Source organism: Shewanella sp. LZH-2 (genome assembly GCF_016859145.1).
Lineage (GTDB): Bacteria > Pseudomonadota > Gammaproteobacteria > Enterobacterales > Shewanellaceae > Shewanella > Shewanella xiamenensis.
Genome location: NZ_CP069350.1, coordinates 2,909,050 through 2,926,444, shown reverse-complemented (window position 1 = coordinate 2,926,444; position 17,395 = coordinate 2,909,050). Strand labels below are relative to the sequence as shown.

15 protein-coding genes are annotated in these 17,395 nt (G+C 45.9%); 9 read left to right on the top strand and 6 right to left on the bottom strand.

Annotated elements, in window-relative coordinates; genetic code table 11:
* Positions 1–3: 3 nt before the first annotated feature.
* Positions 4–504 carry an ACT domain-containing protein gene (locus tag JM642_RS12980; RefSeq protein ID WP_037416937.1) on the bottom strand — a complete coding sequence of 167 codons (501 nt, stop codon included), beginning with the start codon at positions 502–504 and terminating at the stop codon, positions 4–6.
* 199 nt (positions 505–703) lie between these two features.
* Between JM642_RS12980 and JM642_RS12975 the strand changes: the two genes are divergently transcribed.
* From JM642_RS12975 to JM642_RS20485, 5 genes are all read left to right on the top strand, one after another.
* Positions 704–2,962 carry an ABC transporter permease subunit gene (locus tag JM642_RS12975; protein WP_203431927.1) on the top strand — a complete coding sequence of 753 codons (2,259 nt, stop codon included), beginning with the start codon at positions 704–706 and terminating at the stop codon, positions 2,960–2,962.
* Positions 2,963–3,021: 59 nt separating this feature from the next.
* Entirely contained in the window at positions 3,022–4,680 is a 1,659-nt protein-coding gene (pstA, locus tag JM642_RS12970) for a phosphate ABC transporter permease PstA (RefSeq protein ID WP_172588882.1), read from the top strand.
* Between the two features lie 33 nt (positions 4,681–4,713).
* Positions 4,714–5,532, top strand: a complete 819-nt coding sequence (gene pstB, locus JM642_RS12965) for a phosphate ABC transporter ATP-binding protein PstB (protein ID WP_037416943.1) — start codon at positions 4,714–4,716, stop codon at positions 5,530–5,532.
* 128 nt (positions 5,533–5,660) lie between these two features.
* Positions 5,661–6,371 (top strand): phosphate signaling complex protein PhoU, encoded by a 711-nt coding sequence (gene phoU, locus JM642_RS12960; protein ID WP_069454650.1) that lies wholly within the window; start codon positions 5,661–5,663, stop codon positions 6,369–6,371.
* Positions 6,372–6,872: 501 nt separating this feature from the next.
* The gene (locus JM642_RS20485; protein ID WP_256929866.1) at positions 6,873–7,004 is read left to right on the top strand and encodes a hypothetical protein; all 132 of its coding nucleotides are present in this window, start codon (positions 6,873–6,875) and stop codon (positions 7,002–7,004) included.
* A 162-nt stretch (positions 7,005–7,166) separates the two neighbouring features.
* Here the strand turns inward: JM642_RS20485 and JM642_RS12955 are convergent, their stop codons facing one another.
* The 4 genes from JM642_RS12955 to JM642_RS12940 form a co-directional block, all read right to left on the bottom strand.
* Positions 7,167–9,083 (bottom strand): AAA family ATPase, encoded by a 1,917-nt coding sequence (locus JM642_RS12955; protein WP_203431926.1) that lies wholly within the window; start codon positions 9,081–9,083, stop codon positions 7,167–7,169.
* Between the two features lie 595 nt (positions 9,084–9,678).
* Positions 9,679–10,353: a cold shock domain-containing protein gene (locus JM642_RS12950; RefSeq protein ID WP_203431925.1), complete on the bottom strand. Its 675-nt coding sequence runs from the start codon at positions 10,351–10,353 to the stop codon at positions 9,679–9,681.
* 121 nt (positions 10,354–10,474) lie between these two features.
* Positions 10,475–11,008 (bottom strand): hypothetical protein, encoded by a 534-nt coding sequence (locus JM642_RS12945; protein ID WP_050991394.1) that lies wholly within the window; start codon positions 11,006–11,008, stop codon positions 10,475–10,477.
* A gap of 132 nt (positions 11,009–11,140) precedes the next feature.
* Positions 11,141–11,536 (bottom strand): VOC family protein, encoded by a 396-nt coding sequence (locus JM642_RS12940; RefSeq protein ID WP_037417001.1) that lies wholly within the window; start codon positions 11,534–11,536, stop codon positions 11,141–11,143.
* Between the two features lie 161 nt (positions 11,537–11,697).
* Here JM642_RS12940 and JM642_RS12935 point away from each other — a divergent pair, with 161 nt between their 5' ends.
* The 3 genes from JM642_RS12935 (at position 11,698) to JM642_RS12925 (ending at position 15,370) form a co-directional block, all read left to right on the top strand.
* Entirely contained in the window at positions 11,698–12,303 is a 606-nt protein-coding gene (locus tag JM642_RS12935) for a DUF502 domain-containing protein (protein ID WP_011717603.1), read from the top strand.
* 639 nt (positions 12,304–12,942) lie between these two features.
* Positions 12,943–14,919, top strand: coding sequence for a BCCT family transporter (locus JM642_RS12930; protein WP_172588884.1), 1,977 nt, complete (start codon positions 12,943–12,945; stop codon positions 14,917–14,919).
* An 88-nt stretch (positions 14,920–15,007) separates the two neighbouring features.
* Positions 15,008–15,370: a YajD family HNH nuclease gene (locus JM642_RS12925; RefSeq protein WP_011717601.1), complete on the top strand. Its 363-nt coding sequence runs from the start codon at positions 15,008–15,010 to the stop codon at positions 15,368–15,370.
* Between the two features lie 25 nt (positions 15,371–15,395).
* Here JM642_RS12925 and JM642_RS12920 read toward each other — a convergent pair whose 3' ends face one another.
* Positions 15,396–15,629 (bottom strand): DUF1289 domain-containing protein, encoded by a 234-nt coding sequence (locus JM642_RS12920; RefSeq protein ID WP_203431924.1) that lies wholly within the window; start codon positions 15,627–15,629, stop codon positions 15,396–15,398.
* Positions 15,630–15,941: 312 nt separating this feature from the next.
* Here JM642_RS12920 and JM642_RS12915 point away from each other — a divergent pair, with 312 nt between their 5' ends.
* Positions 15,942–17,300 carry a methyltransferase gene (locus tag JM642_RS12915; protein WP_203431923.1) on the top strand — a complete coding sequence of 453 codons (1,359 nt, stop codon included), beginning with the start codon at positions 15,942–15,944 and terminating at the stop codon, positions 17,298–17,300.
* Positions 17,301–17,395 lie beyond the last annotated feature (95 nt).

Genomic DNA, 17,395 nt, shown 5'->3' with positions numbered 1-17,395 from the left:
AACCTAACGGCTGAGTTTATCCAGCACTAAGTCATCACCGAGGGCATAGAGGGATTGCATCAGTTGCTCCTCTTGAGCAAGGTCGGTCAAGCCTAAACCTATGGTGGCGCGAAAGAGGGCGATGCCAGTATGGCCAGCGGTTTCAAATTGACTGCTAAATTGCTCGATATTGATACCAAGTGCGGTGATCCGATTGGAGATATCCAGCACTAATCCGGGTCTGTCGTAGGACACTAAACTGTAGGTCAGCCGCTTAATGGGTTTGAGGGCGACTGAGGTTTTAGCATAGGTGAGGGTGAGCCCGTCGATACACTCTAAGGCTTCAATCAGCTCGTCCATTTTCAGGGAAGGTACTTCGAGTAACAAAATGGCGGCAAAAATCCCGTCGATATGGCGCAATTCTGAGTCGAGCCAATTGCCGCCATGGCGACTCACGGCGTGGGCGATTTGCTCTACTAATCCTTTTCTATCAGGTGCTTGAAGCGTGATTAAATATCGTAGCATGGCGACTGACTCCTATTTTTTGTAAAAGGCACCTGTTTTACAACGGGGTGTAACACAACTGTCATCTTTGCGTCATATAATTCAACGCACTTAGAATGAAGGGTGTTGTTATTGCTCAGTTTATGCTCAAACAGTGTAAGCATAGCATTTCGCAATTCCTAGCGAAAAAACTCACAGGCTTTAATAATAGAGGTTCTTAATGGAAAGTCAGGTCATTCAACCTGGTTCTGCGCCGCACAGTATGCTGAAAGGCGGACGTTCAAGTCGCAGGGCATTTAAGGATAAAGCGGCTCAAATTGGGGTCACGATTGGCGGCACTATGGTGTTTGTCGCCTTATTGTTGATCTTCTTCTATTTGTTATACGTGATTAAACCCATTTTCGACAGCGCGGATGTGACTCCAGTAAAAAGCGTGAGTTATCAACATGCTGAAGTCGCGACCCTGATGGTCGGTGCTGATGAGCAAAATGAGGTAATGTATCGCGTAGCCGCCGATGGCCAAGTGGATTTCTACACTGTTGCCGATGGCAGCTTACTCTCCAGTTTTACCCCGCCATTACCTGCTGGTGTGAGCGTAACCAGCGCCGCCATTGCCGCGCCGAGTGAGCAACGTTTTGCCCTAGGTTTGAGTAACGGCCAAGCCCTAATCGTGGGCATTGAGTTTGGGTTAAGCTATCCCAATAATAAACGTCTTATCACGCCAAAACTGCGTTATAGCGCAGGTGAAACGCCGATCACGATTGATGAATCTGGTAGTGCTATCAACCATTTAGCCTTTAGTTTCAGTAGCGATAAAATCACCTTTGCCTACCAAGATAATAGTGGCATTTGGCGTTTAAGCCGTCTTGAAGGTCAAGAAAACATGATGACCGAAGAGATTGAGTGGACAACGACGAGTGCACAGCTCCCTGATGCCCCTAAAAAGGCGGCGCACCAATTAATGACCCCTGATCAACGCCAACTGATGTTGCAGATGGGCAATAAGGTGTTTGTTTACAATATTCGTGACATTGAAGACATCGATTTAATTCAAGTTATCGATGCCGAAAAGGACAAGTCTAAGGTTAATAATATTGCCTTGCTCGCAGGTGCTAGCTCGATTTTAGTGAGTTATGACAGCGGTGTGGTGACCCAGTACTTCCAAGTAAATGGTCCAAAAGGCCGTTTATATAAAGAAATTCGTGAGTTTTCGGGCTTACCACCTGTTGCCTCTATGGCTTCTGAGTTTTACCGTAAAAGTTTTGCTGTGGTGAGCCCCGAAGGTGAGCTATCACTGCTTTACACCACCAGTGAGCGTGAACTGTTTGATAAAACCTTTGACCTTAAAAATCCGGGAGCCATGGGGTTTAGCCCACGTTCAAATGGCTTAGTCGTCGAAGCGAACAACAAGCTAAATATTTTCAACGTCGAAAACGCTCATCCCGAGGTATCTTGGAGCGCGTTGTGGAATAAGGTGTGGTACGAAGGTTACCCTGAGCCTAAATTTGTGTGGCAATCCACCTCGGGCAGTGATGACTTTGAAGCCAAGCTGAGCTTAATGCCATTGGCCTTTGGCACCATGAAGGCCGCATTTTACGCCATGTTATTTGCTGTACCATTAGCGATTGCAGGCGCGATTTATACCGCTTACTTTATGTCGCCTAAGGTGCGCGGCATTGTTAAGCCAACCATCGAAATCATGGAAGCTTTACCGACGGTTATCTTAGGTTTCCTCGCAGGACTTTGGTTAGCTCCGCTGATTGAAGAACACTTGCCGGGCATCTTAGTGCTGCTGATCTTGCTGCCGACCTCGATTTTGCTTTCAGCCTATTCTTGGAGCAAGTTACCCGGTAAATGGAAACAACGTTTACCTGAAGTCTATCAGGAGCTGATGCTGATCCCGGTTATCTGCTTTGTGGGTTGGTTCTCCTTTGCCATCAGTCCGATGATTGAAGTGGCATTGTTTGATGGTAACACTCGCCAATTTATCACTAACGAATTAGGCATCACCTTCGACCAACGTAACGCGCTGGTGGTGGGGATCGCCATGGGCTTTGCGGTTATTCCAACCATTTTCTCGATTGCGGAAGACGCGATTTTCTCTGTGCCACGCCATCTATCTAACGGCAGTTTGGCGCTGGGCGCGACGCCTTGGCAAACTCTGACTCGTGTTGTGCTGCTGACCGCAAGCCCAGGGATTTTCTCGGCGGTGATGATGGGACTTGGCCGCGCGGTGGGTGAAACCATGATCGTACTAATGGCAACGGGTAACACCGCCATTATGGAATGGAGCGTGTTTGAAGGTATGCGGACATTAGCGGCTAACATTGCGGTAGAAATGCCAGAGTCGGCGATTGGCAGCTCGCACTACCGAGTGCTGTTCCTCGCGGCCTTCGTTCTGTTCGTATTTACCTTCTTCTTTAACACGATTGCCGAAGTGGTAAGACAGCGTCTACGTGACCGCTATAGCTCGCTGTAATGGAGATAAGATAATGATACTAAATACTATTTCGCCAATGACCTTGAGAGGTTTGTGCAATGGGTAAGTGGGTAAAATCAGGCTCGCCATGGATTTGGATGACAGGTGGCGCGGTGAGCATCAGTTTGATTGCAGTATTAGGCCTGTTACTGCTCATTGCATGGCGCGGATTAAGCTTTTTTTGGCCTGCGACGATTTATCAATGGGAACTTGAAGATAGCTCGGGTGTACGGTCAACCTTAATCGGTGAAATCTACGATAGAGAAGAAGTGCCGACCGAGCGCTTAACCGCCGCAGGCCATGTGTTTAAACAGCCACCCGGTGAGTTTGTGACCCGTTATTTAGTCAAGACCGGTAACCGTGAATTTGTGGGCCTAGATTTCCGCTGGATTTTAGCGACTGACATTATTAGCCGTAGTGAGCCAGCTGATGTCGCACTGCTTGAGCGGACGAAAAACGGTAACTTTTACGGTTACCCAGTGGCCGTGATTGAAAACGGTAAACGCTTAGAACTTAAAAACGATGCGCTTGAATCCTCCTTAATGGAACATATTGAGCGCGCAGTCGCACTGTCTGACAAAGCCTTATCACTGCAAAAACAAGATATTGGCTCGATTAACTACAACATCGAAAAACTGCGTTTAAAAGAGCGCCGTTACGAGTTAGATGGTGAGCTGACCGATAGTCGCAAGCAGGAGTTAGCCGCGGCGAAACATTCGCTCGAACAAGACTATAAAGTACTCGAAAAACAGCTGTTTGCCCTGCGTGATGAAGCGGCTCGCGACGCTGTGATTGTACGCGATATGCGCGGTGTTGAGGTGGAACTTAAATTAGACACTGTGCTGGATGTCACCTACGTCAACCACTTAGGCTTGATGGGAAAAATCGGTAAATGGTTTGTCGGGGTTGGCCGTTTCCTGCTGGATGACCCACGCGAAGCCAACACTGAAGGGGGGGTATTCCCTGCAATTTTCGGCACAGTATTTATGGTGATCTTAATGGCCATTATTGTTACGCCATTTGGGGTGATTGCCGCGATTTACCTGCACGAATATGCCAAAAAAGGCCCAATTACTAAGATGATCCGTATTGCGGTAATCAACTTAGCGGGTGTGCCATCGATTGTGTACGGGGTGTTTGGTCTCGGGTTCTTCGTATACATGATGGGCGGCTCGATTGACCAACTGTTTTACGCCGAAGCCTTACCATCACCGACCTTTGGTTCGCCAGGGGTGATTTGGTCGGCGCTGACATTAGCGATTCTGACCCTGCCAGTGGTGATTGTATCGACCGAAGAAGGCTTAAGCCGTATTCCTAGCGCGGTGCGTCAAGGTAGTTTGGCACTGGGCGCGACTAAGGCCGAAACCCTGTGGCGGATTGTGATCCCGATGGCAAGCCCTGCGATCATGACGGGTTTGATTTTAGCTGTGGCCCGCGCCGCGGGTGAGGTGGCACCGTTAATGCTGGTGGGTGTAGTGAAATTAGCGCCGACATTGCCACTGGACTTAAACTTCCCGTTTGTGCATTTAGAACGTAAATTCATGCACTTAGGGTTCCATATTTATGATGTGGGCTTCCAGAGTCCTAACGTTGAAGCAGCACGTCCTCTGGTATACGCCACCTCCTTCTTGCTGGTAACAGTGATTGTGGCACTGAACTTAACCGCGATTAGTGTGCGTAACCACTTACGTGAAAAATATCGTTCGCTTGAGCATTAATCAGCGATTATCCTGAAAGTATTAGGACTGAATATGATTTCTATAGATTCGACAGCCATGAAAACCAATAACTTTGACTTAGCAAACTTGAGCCAGAACGATACCGCGCTGGAGATCCGCAACTTAGACCTGCGCTATGGCAATAAGCAAGCGCTATTCAATGTGTCGATGAAGATCCCAAAGAAGCAAGTTACGGCGTTTATCGGCCCCAGCGGTTGTGGTAAATCCACCTTATTGCGTTGCATTAACCGCATGAACGATCTGGTGGACAACTGCCATATCGACGGCGAGATTTTGCTGCACGGTCAAAATATTTATGACAAAAAGATCGACGTTGCCGCCCTGCGCCGTAACGTGGGTATGGTGTTCCAGCGTCCTAACCCATTCCCTAAATCGATTTACGAAAACGTGGTTTATGGTCTGCGTCTGCAGGGCATTAACAACCGCCGTGAACTCGACGAAGCGGCCGAGCGTTCGCTACGCGGCGCGGCGATTTGGGATGAAGTGAAAGACCGCCTGCACGATAACGCCTTTGGCTTATCCGGTGGTCAGCAGCAACGTTTGGTGATTGCCCGTGCGATTGCCATCGAGCCAGAAGTATTACTGCTCGACGAACCTACTTCGGCACTCGACCCGATTTCAACCTTAACCATCGAAGAGCTGATAACCGAGCTTAAGACTAAGTACACAGTGGTTATCGTTACCCACAACATGCAACAGGCGGCGCGGGTATCGGACCAAACGGCCTTTATGTATATGGGCGAATTGGTGGAATACGCCGATACCAACACCATTTTCACCACACCGAAAAAACGTAAGACCGAAGATTACATTACCGGCCGTTACGGTTAATCACCTTGCCCTTGGCAGTAGGTGATGTGAGTGATAAGCGATTAACGAAATAAGCCACCGCCTAGAACAGAGTTAAGCATTGCAAACTCCATCTAGGCGTTGATACAGTTGAGTAAAAGGTTGGCAAAATGGAAAATATGAATTTAAACAAACATATCTCTGGGCAATTTAACGCCGAGCTAGAAGATATTCGTAACCGTGTACTCGCTATGGGTGGCTTGGTTGAGCGTCAATTAGAGCAAGCCATCGACGCCTTAAGCACCTTAGATGCCGAATTAGCGCAAAAGGTGATCTTAGGTGACCATAAAGTCAACGGGATGGAAGTCTCGATTGACGAAGAATGCACCCGTATTATCGCCAAGCGCCAGCCCGCAGCGAGCGACTTGCGGATGATCATCGCAATTTCAAAATCCATCGCTGATCTTGAGCGTATCGGTGACGCCTGTGTGCGTATTGCCAAGGCAGCATTAGATAAGCGATTGAATAATCAGCAGCCGTTATTAGTCAGTATTGAAAATATGGGCCGCCATGCGACTCGTATGCTCCACGCCACTTTAGATGCATTAGCCCGTATGGATGCAGAGTCTGCATTGGAACTGCACAAGGAAGACGCTAAACTCGACCGTGAATATGAAGGTATTATCCGTCAATTAATGACCTACATGATGGAAGATCCACGCTCAATCCCCGATGTATTAGACGTACTCTGGGCAGCCCGCGCGGTTGAACGTGTAGGCGACCGCTGTAAAAATATCTGCGAATACATTATCTACTATGTGAAAGGCAAAGATGTTCGCCATACTTCCTACGAAGATATGGAAAAGGATATGAAGGACTAAACGCCTTTTATCACATAGTTTTATCCGTAAACGCTCTGCCTAATCCGCAGAGCGTTTTTGTTTAGGTGTTTAAATGGAAGAGGGCACTTGAGAGTCGTTGCTGATTCTGATTGGTAGGTGAGACATAGCATTTGTTTAACGATACGGTGAATAGAAACCTAGGGTTTCTAAGATTATGAATGAGAGCAATGGTCGTTCTCATGCATCCCTGCATTGCACGACATTCAGGCGTCCTGCCTATCAGATGGCGAGCTGACAGTTATGGAAGTTGTTCAAGCAGTCCTTTGATGCTCGCCCAGTCTGATGTCAATGGATTCACAAATGCCGCAATGGCATGGACGCCAAAAAGCGGCCATGGGGCGGACGGTTGTCTCACTAATTACCATGACTCACCTGTTTAGCATCAGCGTAATCTATTTGTTTTAAAAGAAGATTAGTAACTTGTTTAAAGACAGAAGAGCGTTAAATATTGAAAGACTAATATCATTACTTGGTTATTGAATGCAGACCATATTCAAGGGCGAACCATGGTATTTGCTCAACGACACGCAGCAAGTCCTTCCTTGGATGCTCGACCGCCGCGTCCATGGGGCGGACGGTCGTCTCGCTAATTACCATGGCTCACCTGTTTAGCATTGTCGTAGCCTGTAGACTTAATAATCTTACTCATCACGCTTTGGGACAAAAATGAGTTAGGTTATTAACTCTAACTCGTCATTTTCGGATGAAAATTTCTATGGGCTAACGCCGCCAGCTTCGCTGCGTCCTGCTGACTGGCTTTGTTAAGTTAAGTTTTCATTTTTGAACTTCCGATAATACCTTCTCGAAAACACTCGGAATGAAATCACCCTTCGTCAAATTGAGCATTGATTTATTTACAATAGAGTATTTTAGTTCGCCATCTTTTCCTTTTTTGCAAAAAGCATTTAGACCTGGATATTTCTCCTTCACCAGTCTTTCCAAATCATGCCCATTCTTTGTCAAATATTCTGAGTCAGTGAATAGCTCAATGCCAGAGATATACCTTAGGCTTGAGTCCCTTTTATTAGCTCTACCAAGAACACATAGAATATAATCATCAATTGACTCTTGAAGGATATCTAGATCTTTAAGCCAATCAGACCAGTGTATGTCGGAGCCACAGACATCTACCATTGTGAATATGTCCGGTTTTTCTATATGAAGCAATAAAAGGATACAAACAGGATCAAGAGTTACGTTTTCAATGGAGTAGGCGTAATCTTTAGCTAAAACTGATACATTTCGTGACGGATGGTTCTTTCTGTCCCAGTCGATAATACCTCTTACAGAATTATTTTCGTTCTCGACTAATGACTCCACCTGCCCAATCACTTGAACACAATTTCCAATTCCGTTAATGGACTCAACAAATTCGCTTAAGATTGCTTCATCCTTGATGTCAAAAACTTGCTTCGCTTTGTCAATTAGCTGCTGTTTTGGCATTTTAGGTCCAGAACTGACAAAGCTGAGTGATATTTTCGGATCAATGGTGTTCGATTTATGTACAAGCTTCGAATAAATAGCTTGGTACACATCTGCATCATATTGGCTCTCGACGAAGACTTGACGGCGGTTCTTAGGATTCAGGGATATTTGAGTTACCCCATCAAGCAGCTGAGCAATTGCGCTATCCTTTTCTACAGCTGAAATAGAGTCATTTTCCACTAAAAACACTTCGTTGCTCGGAGCAAGCGCTACAGTGGTTGGAGAATGAGTGCTTATAAGTACAATTGAATTAAAGTTGCATTTGAACGATTCTAACGCCTGATACATTTTCAATACCATTTTGGGGTGCAAAAATGCATCAGGTTCGTCAATCAATAATATTTTTGGGGCGTGAGCTATTTCAGCATCGTAGTATTGACTATTGAACAAAGTTAGAGCCAACCAAAGTAGCGTTTTTTCTCCTGATGATAAATGCTCAACTGATACGAGTAGATGATTGTCAGTCTGTATTAGCTGTGTTTGATATGTGTAACTTTGCGACTTTTCATCTGGGATGATAAATTGGAATTTGCCATCAAATGTATCCTCCAAAATTTTATTCACAATAGTCCATGGGCGTTCTCCAAATCGATTGAAGAATTCTTCTTCAGACCAGTATTGAACATCTTCGCCCTTTACTGTTCGAAGCCATTCATTATATTTATTTTTGTTTAATCGCTTTATGTATTGATTGAAAATGGTTGAAATGTTTTGCATTCCAAGAACATTTTTTAATGGTTCTTCGAAGTTAAGAATAATGTCATCATGTGTAAGCTCAGAAGCAGACTTATTTACAGTCTTAGATATTGACATACACAGCTTAAACAGAGACTCATAATCTAGACCAGAATCTCGCATTCTATTATATTGCTGTGATTTATTCTGATCATATGGAGAGTTTAAATCATTTTTAATTCTGTCATACAGCTGCAAACTGCCTGTGATTTTTGTTTGAAACTGTGCATCATTGTAGTTTGATCCAATACTAGGATTTAAACTGCTTTGCTCTACAAGCCTAACATCTTTAGTATTTACAATTTCATCGCCGATAGAAATCATCGAGCATTGATTTTGTAAGCTTTCTATTAACCTCGTTTTCCCCGAACCGTTTCTTCCTGTCAAGACTAGAATGTTTCCGTTTAAAACGGCAGGCTCTTTAAGAAGAAAACCTTTATGCTCCGTTTTTCCTTCGATTTTTAGTTGCACTCAATTCTCCTTGAAATTTAACATTTTATTCGTGCGCATGCGCGTTTATCACGTTAGAACAGTAAAAACGCGCACAGTTAACTATCTGTATGTAAAGAACTTATCAGCTTTCTGCCAGATACACCATCTGGAAACATGCGCATGCGCGTTTTCCAAACCTATGAACTAAAAGCAAACTATTGTAGTCAATTGATTTTATAGAGTTTTATTTGTTGAAAATGGAGTTAATGTGCACTGATATTGTCTTAAAATCATTCAAAAGGACCAAACATAGGTAACTAGATAAGAATTTGTATGGCAGCAGGAGTGGGAATTTTCGGTTGAGCTAATGAGCCTAAACACAGAATGGGGGCAAAAAGTTTTTAGCTAGATGAACAGTTCAATGGTCGTAAAGATTGTCATTGTTGCAACTGTGACCGTTGGCGGCATGGATGCCGCCGTCGAGCCCTCAGGGATGAGTTTATGGCGTGTCACTGGGGAAGCAACAGTGAAATAGCTTGCCAAACACGGTGGTCAGTTTAAGCCAGTTATCATGGGTTATAAATCCGTCCATATATTCTTTAATAAATAACACTATCGACTTGTTTTAAACTCGCTAAGCAGGAAAAACCGCTATAGCACTGAGCACCAGTGCGAGCGGTATCAGCGTGATCATGGCTAGGGTGCCTAGACAGCCAGATAACTGCTTTTGTCGTGCTAAATTTTCGGCTTCACTCATTTGTTTAACTGCCTGCTCTACATCTGCTTTTCGTTTTTCGAGTAACTCTGCCGAGGTGATTACGAGTTCTTGGGAGTCAGCGGGGACTTTGTCAGCCACAAGGGCGAGTTCACCTTTGAAGGCGTGTACCGTATAGCGATAATTTCCTTTTGAGAAAGTGTCTTTCTCAAAGCTGACATTCAGTACTGCATTGCATCCACAATGCTTTGCAAGCTGTTCTAAATGACGTCTTCCTTCGCTGGGGTCTTTAAAAAAGCGGGTCGTAATGGGATAGCTAACAAGCACTGTGCCGTTTTTAGGGTGGCGGTCTTTAGTGGTAAAAAAGTCAACTAATCGCTCCCTGATAAAGACTTCGGGCAAACTGATCGCTTTGGCGGCTAGGCCTTTAGGTGTGGGCGTTGGATCAAAATGGACCATTCTGCCTTTGACTAACTTGCCTTCATCTTTCTTGTCTAATAGTTCAGAAAAATGCAAAAAATAGCTTTCACCATCATCGCCTTGGATAAACCCATACTTTTTAGCGGCAAGGTATGAGACAACTTTTCCTTTCAAAACATTAGCCTATATAAATTGATGCTCAGCCGAGTATTATGTTACTTGCCTAGCGTTATAAATGAAAAATATTATAAATCAGATAGATAATCAGATAAACGATCTGATAAACGATCTGAATTTATCTGCAACACGGCACATAGACCATGTCTTCGAATCTAGGATCGTCATAGGCATCTGCGTGGGAAAGGTGTCCATCAAAAGCCCCAATTTTATTGATGGTTGATCCTTGTTTAAACACGATTTGTAAACCGTGCTCGGGCTCCCAATCGCAGTGGCAAGTAAGGGAGATATACACGGCGTTATCCCCATGGGCGCGGCGTGACACCATTAATTCGTCGCCAAACTCAATATGGCGCCATACTTGGTTTGGGTTAGGAATATCAATATATTCTTCGCTCGCAGGCGTAATGTATGTGCAGCAATCTTGATAATATTGGTAAATCGCGTCCTGAGCTTGCTCGAGTGCGGTATGGTCTAGGGCGAGAAAATGTTGTACCGCAGTATGAAAATCCTCCACCTGTGGGTCGGTTTCGTACTCTTCTAAGATAAACTCAAATTTACCGCTTAGCGCATTGATCTCAATGGGTTGGCTTTTAAGCCAGCCATCATAGGGATCAACTTCAAGCAAACCTAGGATGGGTATTGTTATCATCTTATCATTCCGTTCATTGTTGACTTTATTAGCTAGCTATTGCTGAAATTTATTTTTGTAAAACAATATGTTATAGTATTTCTATTCTGAAATAAGGTTATTCGTGCCGATTAAATATGATTGGATTAGACGCTACTGCGTGCAGGCCGGCAGATATTCGGATAATTCCAATAGATTCAAATCGGGATCGCGGATATAGACGGAGTTGATGCGACCTGTGGCACCAGTGCGCAGTACTGGGCCTTCAATAATCGCAACTTCAAGGCTGTTTAAGTGGTTGATCACTTCTTCGATATTGTGGCTGACCACAAAACAGAGATCGGCGCTGCCGGGCGTAGCAAGGTTTGCCTTAGGTTCAAATTCGGCGCCTGCTTGGTGAAGATTGATTTTTTGATCGCCAAAACTTAAGGCGATTCGGCCCTGACCAAATACGGACTTTTTCATCCCTAACACGCGTTGATAAAAGTCGACGCTGGCCTCGATATCTTTCACAGTTAACACTAAATGGTCTAGGCGGGTCACGCGCATATTCTTTCCCTCGATGCCGTAGCGGTTTGTTATTGGTTTTCTATGCGCCTTACCTTACATCAAGTGCTGGTGCAAAAGTGACTCTGTGGTAGCATTTAACGCGCTTTTTAGCGTAAATAATTTATGCCTATTTTTATCCCATTGGATTTGATGAGATTGTAATGAAGAAAACCTTAGCCCGTGGCTTGATGAACCTGCTGCCGATGGCGTTAAGCCTGTGGTTGTTTTGGTCATTGTTTGTATCGTTAGATGGTTTAGGGATTTTTATTTTAGAGTTGGTAGGGATTAACCAACATTTTGTCGGCGCGGGCTTTATCTTAGTCGTGGCCATAGTGTTTGCGGTGGGCCTGCTGTTTTCGGTGAGTCCCATTGTGTGGCTCTATGGCTGGATTGAACGTCAGCTGATGCGTTTTCCGCTGTTTAAATCTGTCTATGGCAGTATTCGTGATATCGCTTCCTTAATGAACCGTGAGGGCAAACCCAATACTCAGCAAACTGTGTTGGTTAAACAGGCCAATGGCGGGTTTGTGGTGGGCTTTATTATGACGGATACGCCGCCGCAGCCGTTGCTCGATGCTTTACCCGAAGGGGATTGGGTGCCTGTGTTATTCCAACTCAGTTACCAAATGGCGGGGGTGACTAGCCTCGTCAAACGTGAAGATTTGATTTTAGTCGACTGGTCTTTTGAAGAGGCGATGCGCTTTAATTTAACGGCGGGTATCTCACAAACGCCGGGCGCGGCAACGGTAAAAACTAAAGCTGAATAGAGCTGTTTTGGTTTTTTACGTCAAATAGAGGCATTTTTGTGATACAATCCGATGGCGACTTAATAGGTCGCCATTTTTTATGCTGATTCAGCGGTAGCTGTTTAGCATTATCTGTGTCTCTATTGGGCGGTTTTGTTCGACAGCGTGTGGTCCCTGTTAGAACGTCTGTTAATAGAGCTTATGCAAGGCCGAGTCGATATTTGATACGGGTTAACCGTTAACCGCTAATCGCGCTTTGCATTCCTCATCCTCGATATCACGAATATCGAACCGCTTATATGCATTATGTCGCCATTGAGGTTGAACCCTGCGATCCGGTCGCATGGTGTTGATGCTCGCTGTCTTTAAGAGGGCGGCTGGTTCTAAAAGGGCATTAGCAGCGGTTTAGCTGTATATCGAGTCAACAGTTTGCCGACTTTACTATTAAGCAAAAGCGTCGAGCAAACGGGAAAGTGGGGAAGCTTTATCAATATGAGTATGACATCACAAGGTATTGCCGACCGCGAGCCCTTGTCATGGATTATTTATGCCTATTTCATCCTGACCACATACTGCTGAGGCTAGGGTTACCGATTATTGTGCTATCTCTTCAACATCGAAGGGATGTTAATAGGGAACTGGCTAGAACAAGGGAGTTTTATGTCTATCAAGTCGAGTATTAATCCACCGGTTTTTTATTCGTCGGTCTTTTTTATCACATTAATGGTGATGATCTGCGCCATTTGGCCCACCGAGGCCAATCACTTTTTCAAATCCATGCAGTCGTGGCTAGAGGCGAAAGCGGGCTGGTTGTATATCCTTGGTGTAGCGATTTTTCTGATTTTTATCATCTTTGTTATGGTCAGTCGCTTTGGCGATATTAAGCTTGGCCCCGATCATGCCGTGCCCGACTATAGCTATAAGAGCTGGATTGCCATGCTGTTTTCGGCGGGGATGGGGATTGGGTTGATGTTCTTCGGCGTCGCCGAACCCGTAATGCATTACTTAGCGCCGCCCGATGCAACGCCTGAGACCTTGGCGGCCGCCAAAGAAGCTATGAAGATCACCTTCTTCCATTGGGGCATACATGCCTGGGCGATTTACGGGGTGGTTGCCCTGAGTTTGGCCTATTTTGCCTATCGGCATAAGTTGCCCTTGTTACCCCGCAGCGCACTCTATCCATTAATTGGTGAGCGCATTCATGGCCCTATTGGCCACTGCGTAGATACCTTTGCAGTATTAGGGACTATGTTTGGGGTAGCGACCTCCCTCGGGTTTGGGGTGTTGCAGGTTAACTCGGGCCTAAGCTATTTATTCGAGCAGTTACCTAATAACACCACGGTGCAAGTGTCGCTGATTATTGGCATTACCTTGCTCGCCACTCTGTCGGTATTTTCGGGACTTGATAAAGGGGTGAAGCGCTTAAGTGAGCTTAACTTAGGCTTGGCCCTTATCCTGCTGCTGATTGTGTTAATCCTTGGCCCAACGGTAATGTTGCTACAGGCCTTTGTGCAAAATACTGGTAGTTATCTCAGTGATATCGTTAATAAAACCTTTAATCTGTATGCCTATCAGCATAAGGAAGACTGGCTAGGTGGTTGGACGCTACTCTACTGGGGCTGGTGGATTTCGTGGTCACCTTTTGTCGGCACTTTTATTGCGCGGGTGAGTCGCGGCCGTACCATACGTGAGTTTTTAGTCGGCATTTTATTTGTGCCTTCGGCGCTGACCTTTTTATGGATGACGGTATTTGGTAACTCGGCCATCGACGCTATTATGAATCAAGGCGCGACCTACCTAAGCGAAGCGGTGAATACCAATGTTCCCGTGGCGCTGTTTGTGTTTTTTGAACATATGCCGTACCCGCACCTGTTATCGGGCATTGGGATTTGTTTAGTGGTGACCTTTTTTGTGACTTCATCTGACTCCGGTTCCTTAGTGATCGACAACCTGACCTCGGGGGGCGATAACAATGCGCCCGTTTGGCAACGGGTGTTTTGGGCATTACTCCAGGGTGTGGTGGCCTCGGTGCTGCTGCTTGCGGGTGGCTTACAGGCACTCCAAACCGCCGCTATTGCCAGTGCGATGCCATTTTTATGCGTGATGTTGCTGATGTGTTTAGGGCTGTATAAGGCGCTTAAGGACGATTGGCTGAAGATCAACAGTGTGCAGCTCCATACCACCAGTGTGCAATATGCTAAGACCAATATCAGCTGGGAGGAGCGTATCGAAGTCTTAGTGTCGCATCCCACCGAAGATGAGGCGCGTGTCTTCCTCAATAATGTCGCGACACCAGCGTTATCTAAGGTGTGTCAGCAATTTATGAGTAAGGGCCTGACGGCGGATCTTGAGTATCTCGACGGCAAAGTGCGATTGGTGATCAGCAACGAAGCCTATCAACCCTTCGTATACGGTGTGCGGATGCGCTGCTTTGAAATCGTTAATCCGGTCGGTGAAGAGTTAGAGCAGGGCAACAACTGGTATTATCGTGCCGAAGTGTACTTAGAGCAGGGCGGCCAGCACTATGATGTGATGGGCTATACCGAAGAGCAGCTATTGGCGGATGTGGTCACCCAATACGAGAAATACCTGCACTATTTGCACTTGTCCAATGCTGACCAAGGACATGTCGCCTAAACGCTTCGCGTGTTAGAAATATTGCCCCAAGGAATAACTCGGATTATCCTTGGGGCACTTTTTTAGGGGTCATTAGTTAGGTGTGAGCATGTCAGCAAATCCAGGCCAGAGTAAGTTAGATCAAGTCTTAGCCCAAGAGCGGGAATACCGCGCAAAGCGTGAGGGTGGCTACCGCGAGCAGGCGCTCAAATTGTATCCTTGGATCTGTGGCCGCTGTACCCGCGAATTTACCTCAAAAAATTTAAGCGAGTTGACGGTTCACCATAGAGATCACAACCACGACAACAACCCATCCGACGGCTCGAATTGGGAATTATTGTGCCTCTATTGCCACGATAACGAACATTCACGCTTCGAAGAACTGATCCGCTACGGCAGTACCACCGAAACCAAGCAAGCGGCGGCGACCTATAATCCCTTTGCCGATTTAAAAGCGATGATGAAAAAGTAGCGATAAAAGTAAAAAGCCTGAAATTTCAGGCTTTTTTCGCAAGTCGTGCCTCGGCTTCCAGCCATTTAGCGCGGCTTAGCACCTGTTGGTTTTCTTCGCCTTCGAAATGGGCTTTGCGGGCAGGGAGCTGCGCAATAATCGCTGTGTGTTCAGCATCGCTGGCATTGCGCCAAGCGACAATCTCATCGATATGGCGAAAACAGCCCATGCAATAATCTTCATCATTTAAGCCGCAGCGAGCGACGCAGGGGGAGAGCATACTTTTCCTCTAAAACTCTTCTCTTTAACTGGCTTTTTTGTGTATACACACACATGGATTGCCAACTGGTATAGCAAGTTGACCAAAACTGCGGCGATACTAGCAGCTTTAGTCGACATTTGGGCAGCGAAATTAAGATGAAATGCGCCTTAATATTCGTAAAGGCTTAATGATGGCATCGTTTACAAACTGACGGCAAAGTTTTCAAAATAGTTTGCAAACTGGTTTTAAAAACAGTGCTGTTGTGAAGGCTTGGCGGCTAAGGCCAATAAGAGAGCCAAATGGAACACATCAGAGTAAAGCAAATTTAGTATGGCAATTAAGCTCGATAATCATAAGCACGTAAGGGATATATCCGAGAGTCAGAACAGGCTCAGGGCGCACTTTATCCAATTGGATAAGCTACTTGAGCAGGGCAGTTCCCTGTGGCAAGTGCGCGCCTTTGAGGCAAAAGCACTGCCTTGGGCGGCGCAATTTCCGACCTTAGCGACAACCCTTTGGACGCTTGATGATGCCGTGCTCGATACTTTGGATGCCGAGCAATCGGCGTTAGTCGATGCCTTATCTCCCGCACTTAAGCAGGATCTTGCCGCGTTAGGACTCGAGTGGGATCTGGCTTTACTCACATTGTCCTTTGCCGAACTTTCGCTTGGCTCTGATATTGCCGCTGATATTGGCTCTGACGATATTGAAACAGCGACTTCACCGAACATTGATCTTGCTGAGCTGGCTCACTTTAGTGCCCATATTAAAGGCCGTAAGTGGGAACAAATTACCGCCTTTGTGCAGCATTTGCCCGATGCGGGATTACCCGTGCTGGAGTGGTGTGCGGGCAAAGGCCATTTAGGCCGCTTAATAGCCAAAGCACGTGGTGTGGATGTGTTAAGCCTCGAGTGGCAGGCGATGCTCTGTGAAGAGGGCCAAGCCTTTGCTGATAAATGGCAATTATCACAGCGATTTATCTGTGCTGATGCCTTCGCTATCGAAGGTAATGCTTGCGAAAATTCCACTCATCAAACCAATCCTTTTCGCGCCCAGCAACAGGCGGTGGCGTTGCATGCCTGTGGCGATTTGCATGTGCGTTTACTGCAATTAGCCGCAGCGGCGGGCACCCAGGCTCTGGCGATTTCACCTTGCTGCTATCATTTAATTCAAGCTAATCAATATCAAGGCTTATCGACACTCGCCAAACACAGCGCTCTACATTTAAGTCGCCATGACTTGCAATTGCCTTTACAACAGAGCGTGATTGCAAATCCGAAACAACAGGCGCTGCGGCATCAGGAAATCGCCTGGCGGCTCGGTTTTGATGCGTTGCAGCGAAGCTGTCGTGGCATAGATGCTTATTTACCTTTACCCGCAATAAAGCAAAGTCAGCTGAGTGGTGAGTTTGCCGAGTTTTGCCATTGGGCGGCGGCGCAAAAGGCGGTAACCTTAGCCGCAGATTGTAATTTTGACGCTTGGCTCGAGATAGGAAAGCAGCGACAAAGGTTAACCCGACGCATCGATTTGGCGGCGCATTTATTCCGCCGTGCGCTGGAGCTGTGGTTAATTCTCGATCGTTGCTGCTTTTTGCAGGAAAGTGGCTATCGGGTGACCCTGAGGGAATTTTGTGCAAACAGTGTGACACCCAGAAATGCGCTTATTTTGGCGCAAAAATTGAGCGAGTAAAAAACAATCTACTATTTAATGTTATACCTGACTGTTTTTTATAAAGTATTTCTTTATTAGTTCATTTTGAATTAACGGATTGGCGGCATGATCGT